The organism is Sphingomonas sp. PAMC 26621 (assembly GCF_000251145.1).
In the GTDB taxonomy this organism is placed as follows: Bacteria; Pseudomonadota; Alphaproteobacteria; order Sphingomonadales; family Sphingomonadaceae; genus Sphingomonas.
This window is the reverse complement of record NZ_AIDW01000015.1, coordinates 137,518-151,529: the sequence shown is the minus strand read 5'-3', so window position 1 is coordinate 151,529 and position 14,012 is coordinate 137,518. Positions and strand designations below refer to the sequence as shown.

The 14,012-nt window shown below is 65.1% G+C and carries 8 protein-coding genes; 2 read left to right on the top strand and 6 right to left on the bottom strand.

What is annotated here, in order from left to right; all coding sequences use genetic code 11:
- Positions 1-192 precede the first annotated feature (192 nt).
- The 6 genes from RI03_RS07675 to RI03_RS24570 form a co-directional block, all read right to left on the bottom strand.
- Positions 193-2,265 (bottom strand): beta strand repeat-containing protein, encoded by a 2,073-nt coding sequence (locus RI03_RS07675; protein ID WP_010216372.1) that lies wholly within the window; start codon positions 2,263-2,265, stop codon positions 193-195.
- Complete coding sequence (locus RI03_RS07670; RefSeq protein ID WP_010216370.1) at positions 2,187-7,067, bottom strand: beta strand repeat-containing protein; 4,881 nt, start codon at positions 7,065-7,067, stop codon at positions 2,187-2,189. Before RI03_RS07670 ends, RI03_RS07675 begins: the two co-directional genes overlap by 79 nt.
- Complete coding sequence (locus tag RI03_RS07665; protein WP_170318357.1) at positions 7,064-9,760, bottom strand: beta strand repeat-containing protein; 2,697 nt, start codon at positions 9,758-9,760, stop codon at positions 7,064-7,066. Before RI03_RS07665 ends, RI03_RS07670 begins: the two co-directional genes overlap by 4 nt.
- Before the next feature lie 156 nt (positions 9,761-9,916).
- Complete coding sequence (locus tag RI03_RS07660; RefSeq protein WP_010216368.1) at positions 9,917-11,056, bottom strand: AGE family epimerase/isomerase; 1,140 nt, start codon at positions 11,054-11,056, stop codon at positions 9,917-9,919.
- Positions 11,053-11,340, bottom strand: a complete 288-nt coding sequence (locus RI03_RS24575; protein ID WP_010216367.1) for an HAD-IIIA family hydrolase — start codon at positions 11,338-11,340, stop codon at positions 11,053-11,055. Before RI03_RS24575 ends, RI03_RS07660 begins: the two co-directional genes overlap by 4 nt.
- Positions 11,313-11,537: a hypothetical protein gene (locus RI03_RS24570; protein ID WP_010216366.1), complete on the bottom strand. Its 225-nt coding sequence runs from the start codon at positions 11,535-11,537 to the stop codon at positions 11,313-11,315. The genes RI03_RS24575 and RI03_RS24570 overlap by 28 nt, the downstream gene beginning before the upstream one ends.
- A 162-nt stretch (positions 11,538-11,699) precedes the next feature.
- Between RI03_RS24570 and RI03_RS07650 the strand changes: the two genes are divergently transcribed.
- On the top strand, positions 11,700-12,557 hold the full coding sequence (locus tag RI03_RS07650) for a hypothetical protein (protein WP_238542310.1): 858 nt from the start codon (positions 11,700-11,702) through the stop codon (positions 12,555-12,557).
- A 21-nt stretch (positions 12,558-12,578) separates the two neighbouring features.
- On the top strand, positions 12,579-13,997 hold the full coding sequence (gene rfaE2 / locus RI03_RS07645; RefSeq protein WP_010216362.1) for a D-glycero-beta-D-manno-heptose 1-phosphate adenylyltransferase: 1,419 nt from the start codon (positions 12,579-12,581) through the stop codon (positions 13,995-13,997).
- The last annotated feature ends 15 nt before the right edge of the window (positions 13,998-14,012 follow it).

The following is a 14,012-nucleotide window of genomic DNA, read 5'->3' as shown; positions in this document are numbered from 1 at the left end:
CGACTGCGATCGCTCGTTGAGGACGATCGTGCCGCCGAGCACCACATCACCTTGCGCGCTGCTGATCGTCCCCTGGCTGCCGGGCGCGAAGCCGGTGAGCGTGCCGCCCCAGATCCGCAGCGTCTGCTCGGACAGATTGTCGATGTTCCCGGCGATCACCCCGGTGTTGGTGATGGCCCGAGCGTGCCGTCATTATGGATCGCCGCGATCGATCCGCCGAGCGTGCCGCTGTTGCTCAGGCTGCCGAGGCTGCCGGTGGATGCAACGTACAGCGCATAATCGCCCGCCGCGATGCTGCCGCTGTTGGTCAGGCTCCCCAGCGCTGCGCCGATATAATGGTTGAGCGCGGTAACCACCAGATCGGACCCGTTCGCGCCACTGCGCAACGCCAGCCCCGGGGTATCGCCGGTATCGACGGCAACTCCGGCATAGCTCGACCCCGTACCGCCGCGGACGAGCGTTGCCGCGATGCTCCCCGCCAGATAATTGACCGCTGAGTCGAGTCGGGCCGCGACTAAACCGCCGGTCAGGCTCGCCACCCCGTCCACCACCAACGGCCCGCCCAGCAGGTACAGACCGCCCGACGACTGCTGAGGTCGCCAATGATGGTGGTGGTGGCGGCAGCCAGCCGAGCAACGCGCCATCGTTCCGCACGACATGCCCGGTCGCGACGATATCGTCGTCCAGCAACTGGATGCCGGGCGCGAATACGACGTCCGCCAACGTGCTGCTGATCGTTCCGTGCGCCCCCCCAAAGCCGGTGAGCGTGCCGGCGTGGTCGAACGAGCCGCCTGCGATCGTCAGCGCCTGCGCGGAGAGGTTTTCGATGTTCCCCGCGATTACGCCGTCATTGACGATCGGCCCGACGGCCCCCGAAACCCCAATGCGAATCGCGACCGGGGCTACGATGAGCCCCTCGTTGGTGAAGTTGCCGATCGTCCCGCCGTTGAGGACGCCATAGGTTTCGCCCGACAGCGTACCGCTGTTGAGCAGGGTATCGAGTTGACCGGCATTGTTGAGCGCGGCGCTTTCGGGCCCGGCGGAATCGAGGATCCATCCGCGGTTGTCGATCGTCCCGATGCTGCCGCCGTTGTAGAGCGCAAGCGCGCCCGAGATCGTCCCGCTGTTGACGATCCGCCCGACCGTACCGCGGTTGAAGAACCCGCGCGACGAACCGCTGATCAACCCTTCGTTGATCACCGCGCCGATCCGTCCATCGTTGTTCAGGCCAGCCGCGAGGACGGTCGGAAAGTCGATCAGGCTGCCGCTGTTGTAGATCGTATCGATCGTACCGGCATTGAAAAGGCCGACCCATCCCGTAATCGTGCCCGCATTGTCGACCCGACCGATCGATCCCAGATTGCGCACGCCGTACAGGCTGCCGTCGAGCCTGCCGGTGTTCGCAAGAGTCCCGAGCTTTCCCGTTTCGGCGATATACGCTGCAGTCGAGACGCCGGTGATCGTCCCTTCGTTGGTGAGGTTGGCGAGCGTCGACCCGACATAGTCGTTGGTGATCGTCAGCAACAGATCGACATTGCTGCCGATCGTGCTGACATTGGTCGCGACCGCCAGCCCGGTGATTCCCGACGTGGCGGATACGCCTTGATAGGAGGAACCCGCGCCGGCCCGGACCAGCGTCCCGCCGCCCGTGCCGACGAGATAGGTCCCGGTACCGTCGAGCTGGTCGGTCGTGATCATCCCGCCACTGATGTTCGCGACACCGCTGACCAGCAGCGACGCCATCCCGAGCGCAAGCGTCCCGGTCGCCTGCGCGTAATTGCCGGTGACGTTGACCGAGTTCGCCAGGTGGAGCGTCGCGCCGGTGTTGACCAGCGTGCCTGTCCCCAGCACGACCGAATCGTAGAGCAGGATTTCGCCGGCAGCAAGGACCACGTTGCTTACCGTGTTGCTGATCAGGCCCTGGCCGTCCGTGCCGTATCCCCGGAGCACGCCGATGCTGCCGCCCGTCCCGCCGGTGAAGACGAGATCCGGCGTACCGCGATTGACGATAGTGCCCGCAATCGTACCGCTGTTCGCGATCGTGCCGATCACGCCGTCGGTGTAGAGCGCAACCGGCCCGGCGATCAGGCCGGTGTTGCTCAGGACGCCGATCGTTCCGCTGTTGACGATTGCGCCGATCTGCCCGGATCCGGCATTGAACTGGCTGTTGATCAGCGTACCGCTGTTCACGATCGTCTGGATCGTTCCGTCATTGTAGACCGCCGCCGATCCTGCCGCGCGCAGCATGCCGCTGTTGGCGAGCATTCCGAGCCGGTTCGTGTTGATGATTCCGGTCGCGCCGACGTCGATGACGCCGGCGTTCGAGACCGAGTCGACCGCGCCCAGATTGACGAGTCCGACCTGTCCCGTAAGGCTCCCGCTATTGGAGAACGCGCCGAGCGTGCCGCTCGATGCAATGAAGGCAGCGATCTGTACCGGGAGATCGCGCGCGTTGGCGATCGATCCCAGCGTCCCGCCGACATAATAATTGGCGATATCGAGGTGCAGCGCGTTGCCCGACGAACTGCCCGACAGCAGCAGGCCACCGAGGTCTGAAACATAGGAGAGGCCGGTGAAGACGACCCTTCCCCCCCTTCGACCACCACCCCGCCGAGGTCGCCCACCAAATAATTGCCGGTCGGGGCGAAGCCCGTCATCGCGACCGTTCCGCCGCCGAGGATCGCCGCCCCGCTCGCCACCAGCCGGCCGGTGCCGCGCGCGAACGACAGCGTGCCGTCCGTCTGCGTGAACGCGCCCGTCACCGATACCACCCCGTTCAGCGCGACCGAGGCACCGCTGTTGATCAGCGCTCCCGCGCCTACGTCGACCGAATCGTCGAGGAGCAGGCTGCCCGTATCGAACACGACGTTCGAACCCGTGCTGGTGATCCGGCCCTGCCCGGACCGGCCGGTGAGCGTCCCTTGCGTATCGTTCAATCCACCGCTGATCGTCAGGCCATTGGTGGAGAGGTTGAGGATGTCGCCCGCTATCACGCCGCTGTTGGCGAGCCGCCCGAGACTTCCGGTCGCCGCGATATAGACCGCCGTCGCAGCTGAAACCGTGCCCGTGTTCGACAGCGTTTCCAGCGCACCGCCGACGTAACTGTTGGCAAATCGTTCGACCAGCGAGCCCTCGCTACCGTCGGCAACCGCGTCGAGACCGGTCGGCGCGCCGGCGAGGGTCGCGCCGTCGTAACGCGAGCCTGCCCACCCTGAGATCAGGAGGAGGCTGTCGCCCGCCAGATAATTCCCCGTGCTTGTGAGATCGGCACGCACGGTGCCGCCGGTCAAATTCACCGTGCCGATGACGGACAGCGCTTGCTGGCCCGGGACCAGCGACAGGACCCCGTCCGTCTGCGTGAAATCGCCGTGGATCGAGAGACCGGGCACCAGCGACAGAGTCGCTCCGGCGTTGATGGCGGTGTGCAGGCCGTTGAGTTCGATATCATCCCCGAGCAGCAAGCTGCCGCTGCTGAAGACCAGATCGCTCGCGGCGTTGATGATCAGCCCGTGTCCTCCCGCGATGCCGGTGAAGGTTCCCGTCCCCGGACCGACGCCAGCCGAGATGGTCAGCGCGTGCGATCCGAAATTGTAGATGTCGCCGCGGATCACGCCACCGTTCGCGATCCCGCCAAGCCAGCCCTCCCCGGTCACGATCAAAGCCAGACCGGCGTCGCTGATGATCGACCCGGTGTTGACGAGCGTTCCCAGCGTGCCCAGGACCGACACCGCATTCCCGCCGCCGGAGGACAGGATCGTGCCGCTGTTGCTCAGCATCCCGATACTGCCGGTGCTGAAGATCGCGTTCTGACCCGCGATCACGCCGTCCTGCTGGTTGATCAGGAACGCGATGCTACCGCTGGAATTGTAGATGCCGGCGGACGCGGCGATCCGACCGCTGTTGGTCAGCGTGCCGATCGATCCGGTGTTCAGCAGTGCGGTGTAGAAGCTGGGGTCGCTGGTGCTGACGGTTCCTCTGTTATCGAACCACCCTACCGTGCCGCCATTGGCGAAACCGTTCCTGCCTGCGGTAAGGAACCCCGCATTGGCGACGCGGCCGATCGTTCCGTAATTCTGTACGCCAGTGCCGAACTCCGCCGCCTGGCCGATCGTCGCGCCAGCGTGGTTCGACAGGGTGCCGATCGTCCCGGCGACGAGGATCCCCGTGCTGCCGCCTCCCGTCCCGCCGCTGATCACGCCATCGTTGGTAAAGTTCGCGATCAAGTTCGTGGAGAAGACGCCAATGCCGTTTGGAACACCGTTTGCGGCTACCGTACCGGCGTTGGCGAACGCGGTGATGATCCCGTAATTGCGCAGTCCGATCGTGCCGTCGATCAGCCCATTGTTGCTGAGCGTGCCGATGCTGCCGCGATTGACGAGGCCCGTTGCGGTTCCGCTCAGCGTCCCGCTGTTGACGAGCGTACCCACCGACGCACTGTCCGCGACATACAGCGCATAGGTGGCACCGCCGATCGTCCCACTGTTCCCGATCGAATCCTGCGAAGTCCCGATATAATCGTTGCCGACCGCAAGGACGTAATTGGTGCCGCTAGTGGTCGCGTTGACGCGCAGACCGGAGAAACCGCCCGACAGCACGGCATTGACCCCGGCGTAGTTCGACCCGGTTCCCCCCACCACCAGCGTCCGCGCGGCGCCGCCCCCGACGAGATAGGTGCTCGTCGCCGAAAAGTCGCCAAGGCTCGCGGCGATCGTACCCCCGGTCAGCGCGGCCCCCTGCGTGACCAGCAGTCCGCCATTGGCTCCGAGATCGAGGATGCCCGCCGTCTGCCGGTAGTTACCGTCGATTTGGATGACCGACGACAAAACGATATCTGCGCCGACGTTGCTGATCGTGAGGTTCGCCGGCAAGGCACCGACGGCAAGGATCTTGTCGTTGAACAGCAGCCTGCCCGACGCGAAAAACAGGTCGGCGCTTGCCCCGAACGTGCCCTGGGACGTGCCATCGAAGCCCGTGAACGTCCCGACCGTGCCGCCGCTGCCACCGACGATCGTTCCGATCGAACCGCCCTCGGGGTTGATGTTCCCGCGGATCAGGCCGCTGTTGACGATCGTCGCGACGTTGCCGGAGATCACATCGCCGCTGCCCGACATCGTGCCACGATTGTCGATCAGCGTCAGCAGACCGCCATTCTGGATCGCCGCAACGCCACCGCCGATCACCCCGCTGTTGGTCACCGTGCCGATCGTGCCGGTGTTGAGGAGCGATCGGCTTGCATTGCTGATCGTGCCCGCGTTGACGATCCGTCCGATGCTGCCCGCATTCGCGAATGCCGCGAGGTTCGTGCTGGTGATCAGGCCGGCGTTGGAAAGGGTTGCGATCGCCCCCCGATTGGTGATGCCGAACTGGTTGCCGCCAAAGGTGCCGGTGTTGGTGAGGGTGCCGATACTGCCGCCCGAGACAACGTACAGCCCGGTCGCGGCGGCGGTGATCGTCGCGCTGTTGCTGAGCGTCGCGAGCGTCCCGCCGACATAGTCGTTGGTGATCGACAGCAGCAACTTGCCGGCCGCACTGGTGGTATCATACAGCCCGGCAATTGAATTGATCGAGATCTGCGCCCCGTCGATCGCGAGGCTCGACGCGCTGATCAACGTGTAAGTGCTTTGCAGATAGTTTCCCGTGCTCGAAAGGCTGGACCGCACCGTACCGCCGCCGAGCACAACCGCCCCGTTGACGGCCAGCCCGCCTAGGGTCGGATCGATCGTCAGCGTTCCCGCGCTCTGACTGTATTTGCCGGTAACGTTGACGAGGGTATTCAGCGTGAGGTTGGCACCGGTGTTGCTGATCGTCCGCCCGGTCGCGACGATATTGTCGTCGAGCAGCAGGTTTCCCGACGCGAAGACGATGTTGCCCAGCGTGTTGGTGATCGTCGCCCGGCCGGATAGCCCGGTCAGCGTGCCGATCGTCCCGGCAGCCCCGCCGCTGATCGTCAACGGATTGGCCGATACGATCTTGATGTTCCCTCGGATCAACCCGCTGTTGTCGAGCCCGCCCAGCGTGCCGTCGACATACAGCGCGTCGCTGGCGCTGATCGTCCCCCCGGCGAGGTTGACCAGCGTACCAAGCGTGCCGGCAAGGTTGATGCCAGTGCTGCCGCCACCGATGACACCGCTGTTGACCAGCGTGGCGATCCCGCCGGACAATCCGATCGCGCTTTGCGCGGAGGTGATCGACCCACTGTTGGCCAGCGTGGCGGAAATCGTACCGGCGTTGTAGATTCCCTGCACGCCGCCGGTGATCGTCCCGCTGTTGATGAGCGATCCCATGACGCCATAATTGGCAAAGCCCGCCGAGCCGGATGAGATGACTCCGGCGTTGATCAGCCTGCCGAGCGTCGTATCGTTCTGCAGCCCCGCCGCGGTCCCGCCGAGGATCGTTCCGCCGGCGGCGTTGATCAACGTGCCGATCGTCGCCTGATTGCCAAGCCCCTTCTGGGCGCCGCTGATGCGACCGCTGTTGGTGAGCGTGCCGATGCTGCCGTTGATGCTGACGCCGTCGGCCGTACCGCTTAAGATTCCGCTGTTGCCGAGTGTCCCCACCGCGCCGGTATTCGCGACGTACAATGCGTAACTGACGCCGCTGATCGTGCCGGTGTTGCCGACCGACGTCTGCGTGTCGCCGACGTAGATGTTCTTGGCACCCAATATGAGGTTGGTCGCGCTGGTCTTCCCGGCGAAGCTCAGTCCGGCGATGCCGCCGGTCGCTGCGATGCTGACGCCAGCGTAGCTCGACCCTAGACCACCCGCAACCAGCGTTCCCCCGACCGCGTCCCCGACCCGATAGGTGGCGTTCGCGTTGAGCCCGCCGACGTCGACCCCGATCGTACCACCGGAGAAGGTGGCGGACTGCGTGACGACCAGCCGCCCGGCGCTGCCGAGCAATAGCGATCCGGCGGTCTGGCGGTAATTCGCCACGATCGAAACGATCGTCGGCAGCGTGATGTCTGCGCCGCCGTTGCTGATGGTGATGGCGCTCGGCGCGATATTGGCGGCCATGATCGTGTCGTTGAGCAGCAGCGCACCCGACGCGAATGCCAGGTTCGCGCTCACCCCGATCGTCGCTTGCGATGTGCCTCGAACCCGGTGAACGTCCCGACCGTGCCGCCACCACCGCCGATGATCGTCCCGATCGTGCCGCCGCTGCGGTTGATGTTCCCGCGGATGGCACCGCCATTGGCGATCGTGCCGAAATCGCCGGCGATCGCATTCTGGTCGCCGGACATGGTGCCGGTGTTCAGAAGGAGTCGGATCAGGCTGTTGTTCTGGATCGCATTGCCGCCACCCGCAATGACCCCGGTGTTGGTCAGCGTCCCGATCGAACCGTCGTTCAGGATCGCCCAGCTCGAATTGGTGATCGTCCCCGAATTGACCAGTTGCCCGATGTCACCCTGGTTCCAGAACCCGGTCGAATTGCCGCTGGTTATCTGCCCCGAATTGACGAACGTGGCGATCGTGCCGCGATTGTCGACGCCGAACATGTTGCCGCCGAACGTTCCGCTGTTGGTCAGCGTACCAATGCTTCCAGTCGTGGCAACGTAGAGCCCGATGTCCGCTCCCGTGATCGCCGCGCTATTGTTCAGCGTCGCCAACGTGCCGCCGACATAGTCGTTGAGCATGGTCAACAGCAGCCCGTTGCCGACCGTGCTCAGCGAACTGTACGCACCGTCGATCGTGCCGATCGAGACGGTCGCCCCGCCGAGTCCCAGGCTGGCACCGCGCACCATCGTGTAGGTGCCCTGGAAATAATTGCCGGTGGTTGCGAAGTTCGACAGGATCGTTCCCGCGATCGTCGCCGCCCCCGTCGCGATCAGCCCCCCCGCCGTCGGGGCAAGAAGGAGCGTTCCCGCAGTCTGGCTGAACGCGCCGGTAATCGTGTCGGTCGCGTTGAGGTAGACCGTTGCCCCGTTGTTGACCAGCGTGCGCCCGGTCACGTTGACGTGATCGTTGAGCAGAAGGTTGCCGCCGGCGAGCACGATGTTCGACAGCGTGTTGATGATGCTGCCCCTGTTGGTAAGGGTGCTGCCGGTCAACGTGCCGATCGCGCTTCCGGCCCCGCCGGTGATGGTCAGGCCGCTCGTGCTGGCGTTGAGGATGCTGCCCGCAATCACGCCGCTGTTGGTGATCGGCCCGAAGCTGGACCCGGACCCGATGTACAGTGCAGTGACACCACGGATCGTGCCGCTGTTGTTAACCATACCAACCGTACCGCCGGTAATCGACAGGCCCTGCGCACCGACGATCTCACCGCTGTTGACGAGCGATCCGATTGTGCCTTCGCTGTAGATGCCGCCCGTGGCTCCCATGATCACCCCGCTGTTGGTGATCTGCCCGATCCAGGCGCCGGTTTGATTGTTGCCGATCCCGCTGCTGGCCCCGCTGACGATGGTTCCGGTGTTGATGATGGACGCTATCGTGCCGCTGTTCGCGATCCCGCCCGCGGCCTGCGCCCCGCCGACCGCGACGATCCGGCCCTGGTTTGTGATCGTGCCGATGTGACCGAAGAAGTCGACCCAGATCCCCCGCGAGTTGCCCGACAGCAGACCGCTGTTGCCTAGCGTGCCGACCGAACCGGTTGCCGCGACCACCAAGGCATACGCCGAGCCGCTGATCGTCCCGGCGGTGTTGAGCGTGGCGAGCGTGCCGCCGATATAGTCGTTGGACGCCACCAGCAGCAAATCGCTGCCCGCCGTCGTGCCGCGCGCCGCCAGCCCGCTCGCCAGCGTGGTCGCGATGCTGACACCGCCATAGCTGGGCGTGCCGCCCGCGCTGACCAGCGTCGAGATCGCCGTGCCTGCGAAATAGTTTCCGATACTCGAAAGGCTTGCCAATATGGTCCCGCCCGAGATCGTCGCTTGCCCGGTGACGGACAATTTCCCGAGCGTATCAAGGATCAGCCTGCCCGCCGTCTGGCTGTAAGCGCCGGAGATGGTGGTCGGCGAAGTGAGCGTGATGACCGCTCCCCTGTTGGCGATCGTGCTTCCGTTGATGGCATCGTCGAGCAACACATTGCCCGACGCGAAGACGATGTCTTGCGTAGAGCTGATCGTGCCATGTTTCGACGGTTGGAATCCGGTCAGCGTGCCCGTTTTCGCTCCGCTTCCGCCAATGATCGTCAAGACGGAACCGAAATTGAAGATATCGCCCGCTATCAAACCCGAGTTGACGATCGTACGGATTATTCCGGAATTACCGTTGTCAGCCGCCGTCAAGATCGCGATCGGTGCCTTGATCGTCCCGCTATTGGTCAGCGTTCCAATCGTGCCACCGAGGTTGGTTATGCCCGCGGTGTTCGACCCTATGATGACCCCGGAATTGGTGAAAGCCCCGATCACCGGAACGAGCGTCGACGTCGCGTCTTGACGGTCGTTCAGGAAAGCTACGCCAAGCGCACTGATCGTGCCGCTGTTGACGATCGCCCCGATCGAGTTGCTGTTTCGCAGCCCGTTACCGGTCGTGGCGGTATTGAAGATCTTGCCCTGATTGGTGAGCGTTCCGATCGTTCCGAGGTTGAACAGGGTCGTCACGGCCGTACTGGTGAGCGTCCCGGTTCCGGTGATCGAATATTGTCCGATACTCGCGCTGACGGTCTGCGGGGTCGACACGATCGTGTTGCTGATCGTCGTGTCTGCCGCATGGAGGGGCTGCGGCAAGGCCAGCCCGGCACCAAACGCGAGCGCCGATATGCCGGACAGGAACTGCCCGATCCGCCGCAGTCGCATCGCCGACGCATCGCCGTTCCGCACCACCGCCGTCCCCCTCTGCCAAGCGACGCCCGGTTTGCCGCACCCTTTCCCGAGGTACTGTCCGAGGCCGCGCTACATTCAGAAAGGATAGATCGCCTTTCCGTATCATACTTTGGTATAGGATCCGTTTAGAAAGCGGTATTCTTGTAATAATACCTAAGCGGTTTCGGTAACTTCTTGCGAACAAAACGGGTTTCTTGTCGGACGCAGACAGTCGACCGTGGTACAAATATGGTAGAGCGAACTGGCCGGCATCCATTCGACCAGGGCGTTACCTTGCACATCGACCCGATCGATCCATCCGCCCGGACAGGCCGGTGCGCAGAACGCCCGCCACGCAGCCTCCAGCGCGGCGGACGACTGCCGCATTTCGCCGAGCGGCGGGGCGAGCGCCTTTGCCGCCTCCATCGTCGCCCATAACCGACAACTGGTCGTGACCGGACCATCACGGCCGATGACTTCCATGGCCCTGCCCTGACGGTCGATCCCGCGAAGACCATGACGCAACAGCCGGCGAATGCGCGGCTCGACCGAGCCGCCGGTCGCGGTCGCATAACGGGTCAGCAGCCAGATCCATTCGAAATGGTGTCCGGGTTCGAGCGTCCGCTCGCCGCCAATCGCGTTCCAGTGCGCGTCATACTGTTCCGACAGAACGTCGTCCTCGTGACCGAAAAACCGTCGGTCGAACAGGTCGACGAGCGCCGCCATCCGGTCCGTCTGATCGCCGCAGCGGCCCGTGGCGTGCAACGCCAGCAATGCCTCCAGCAGATGCATGTGCGGGTTCTGCCGGCGGGGGAGCACCGCCGTTGGCCACTGCTCGACATAGCCTCCGGCCGGATCCGCCATTTCCCGATCAAGGAACGACAGGGTCCGGTGAGCCAGCGCGACATGTCGCGGCTGCCCTTCGAGCCGGATCAGGCTCGCCAGTGCGAGCAGGACGAACGCATGGGCGTAGAGATCCCGCCGTTCGTCCACCACGCCACCGCCGCGCCCGCACGCGAACGCCCAACCCCTCGAACCGTCGGCCTGACAATAATGGGCGATCATCGCATCCCCGGCGCGCATCGCCAGATCCGCCCCCGCGGGAAACCACCCGTCAAGCGCCGCAGTCGCATAGACGTGGATCTGCCGCGCCTGAACCATCACCCGACGCGGCACCGCCAGCTGCGGGGCCCCGTCCAGGCCAAGCCGCTCGACGAAGCTGCCGTCGGCGGCATCATGACCGGCTTCGCTCCACAACGGGAGAGCGAACCGGGTCAGCCAATCGATCCAGAAGGCGGGTTCGCCCGCCGTCACAGGGCCTCCAATATGTCTGCGACGAAGCGGTCGAGGTCACCACCGCCGAATAGGAATGCCCGGATGCCGGCACGCTCGGCCGCTTCCAGATCGCTCGCGCGGTCGCCCACCAGGAAACTTGCGCTCCGGTCGATATGATGGTCGGCGATCAACCGCTCCAGCATCCCGGGCGCAGGCTTCCGGCATTCGCAAAGGAGCGCGTAGCGTTCGACGATGCCGTCCGGGTGGTGCGGGCAATAGGCGAATGCGTCGATTTTCACCGGCGCCGGCAATGCGGCCTGCATCGCATCGTGGACCCGCGCGATCGCGGCTTCCGCGAAATAGCCTTCGCGACGCCGGATTGGTTGGTCACGACGAACCGGCGATAGTCCAGCGCCGCCAGCCGAAACAGCGCCCGCTGCGCCCCTTCGATCCAGCGAATATCGCCCGGTTGAGACAGATAGCCGGTATCGGCGATCAGGACCCCATCCCGGTCGAACAACGCAGCCCTGGTCGTTTCTGTTCGCTTTCGCGCAACCGGAGGCACCGTGGCCACCATATGCCAAATACTCCCGATCTCCGCCTTGTCGACTACGCTCCACTACTGCTATTGTACCGACTGCGTTATCGCCCTTTGCTTCTCATTCGGTGAGGCCGACGAGATATGCGTTTGGTCCGTGTCATCTATACAGTACTTATACTAGTACTGTTCATCGGTGCAGTTGGTCCAAACGTCGCATTGGCACAAAGTTCCGCGATTGCGCTGGCGCAGGCATCCGGGTGGCACTGGGCGGTCATCCCCGCCGGACGGTTCGATCTGGCGTCGGCGTACAGTGCCGGCGACCACCGAACCAAGGTGCTGACCGTCTACCTCGAGGGCGATGGCCTCGCCTATGCGACCCCGGGCCAGCGCGCGATGGACCCGACCCCGACCGATCCGCTCGCGCTTCGAATGGCGTTGCAGCATCCGGGGCGCGGCGCGGTCGCGTGGCTCGCGCGGCCCTGCCAATATGTCTCCCGCAGCCGTATCTGTCGCAGCGACTACTGGAGCGTCGCGCGCTTTGCCCCCGAAGTGGTCGCCGGCACCAGCGCCGCGCTCGATCGGATGAAGGCAGCGACCGATGGTGCGACGGGGCTGATCCTGATCGGTTATTCGGGCGGTGGCGCGCTCGCGGCATTGCTGGCGGAGCGGCGAGACGACGTCGTTGCGCTGGTAACGGTCGCGGCCAATCTCGATCTCGCCGCCTGGGTACACGATCGCGGACTGACTCCCTTGTCACGCTCGCTCGATCCAGCCGATGGGGCATCGCGTCTTGCGCAGGTTCGCCAGGTTCATTTCGTCGGGTCGGAGGATCGCGTGGTCGGCGAACGGGTCACGCGAAGCTTCGTCGCGCGGCTACCGCCCGGGACGCCGGTCTCGATCCTCGTCGTACCGGGCCAGGATCATGGCGCCGACTGGGGAAAGCGCTGGCCAGGCCTTGCCATCCGCCCCGAGCTGCTGGGGATCGAAGGCTGGCGCTGAACGTCGCGAGAGGAGATACGCATGACGGTCGACAGTGAAGCCCCTCCCCGCCCCGACATCCTCGTCGTCGGCGATGCGATGATCGATCGCTACATCATCGGCGAGACGAGCCGGATTTCGCCGGAAGCGCCGGTCCCGATCGTCCAGGCGAGCCGTGAGGACGTGCGCGCGGGCGGCGCGGCCAACGTCGCCGCGAACGTCCAGGCGCTCGGCGGCGGCTGCTGCCTGCTGACGGTATGCGGTGGCGACAGCGGCGGCGAGGATCTGGTGCGGCTGATGGCACGACACGGCGTGACGCTCGACCGGGTGATCGACCTCGGGCAGCGCACGACTCAGAAGACCCGGCTGATTTCGGGCGTCCAGCAAATCGCCCGGATTGACCATGACGGCGGCGTCAGCGATGCCGCGCGGACCGAATTGGCGCGTCGGTTCGAAGCGCGGCTCGACGGCTGTCGTGCAGTGATTTTCTCGGATTACGACAAGGGGACCCTCGCTGATCTGCCGAGGCTGCTCGCGCTCGCGCAGCGGCGTGGCGTGCCGACCTTCATCGATCCCAAGTCGGCGGACCCGACGCGCTATGAAGGGGCGTTTCTGCTCAAGCCCAATGCGCGCGAATTCCACGCGCTGTTTGGCGCTTGCCCCGAAGAGCACATCGCTGACCGCGCGAGCGCGGCGTTGCGGACGTGGAACCTCGAATATCTCGTCGTTACCCGGGGCGCGAAAGGGATCCTGATGGTGTCGCGCGGTGGCGCGGTCATCGATCACCCGACCGAGGCGGTGGAAGTGTTCGACGTTACCGGCGCGGGGGACACCATCATCGCCGCGCTCGTCGTCGGCATCGCGGGCGGTCTCGCGATGGCGGAGGCGATCGATCAGGCGAATATCGCGGCAAGCATCGCGGTGTCGCGTCCCGGTACCTACGTCGTCACCCGCGAGGACCTTGCGGAACGACTGGACCAGCGGCACGATGCGGCCCCTAAGCTTGTTCCCCTTTCCCGCCTCGCCACCGTCGTGGAGCGCGCGCGTCGTGGCGGCGCGCGGATCGTCTTTACCAACGGGTGCTTCGACGTGTTGCACGCCGGGCATGTCCGGCTTCTCGAACTCGCGCGACGACGCGGCGACGTGCTGATCGTCGGCCTGAATTCTGACGCTTCGGTCCGGCGGCTGAAGGGGGCGCAACGCCCGGTCAACCCGCTCCCCGACCGCGCCGATGTGCTCAGTGCGTTGACCGCGGTCGATCACGTCGTCGCGTTCGAGGACGATACGCCCGCCGCGCTGATCGACGCGATCCGCCCGGACGTCCTGGTCAAGGGCGGGGACTATGCCGCCGACGCGATCGTCGGTGCCGATCTGATGCGCGAGACCGGGGGCGAGGTGTTCATCGTCCCGTTGCTGCCAGGCCGGTCGACCAGCGCGATCCTCGCCAACCTGCAGCATTGAGCAAGCGATGCCCGG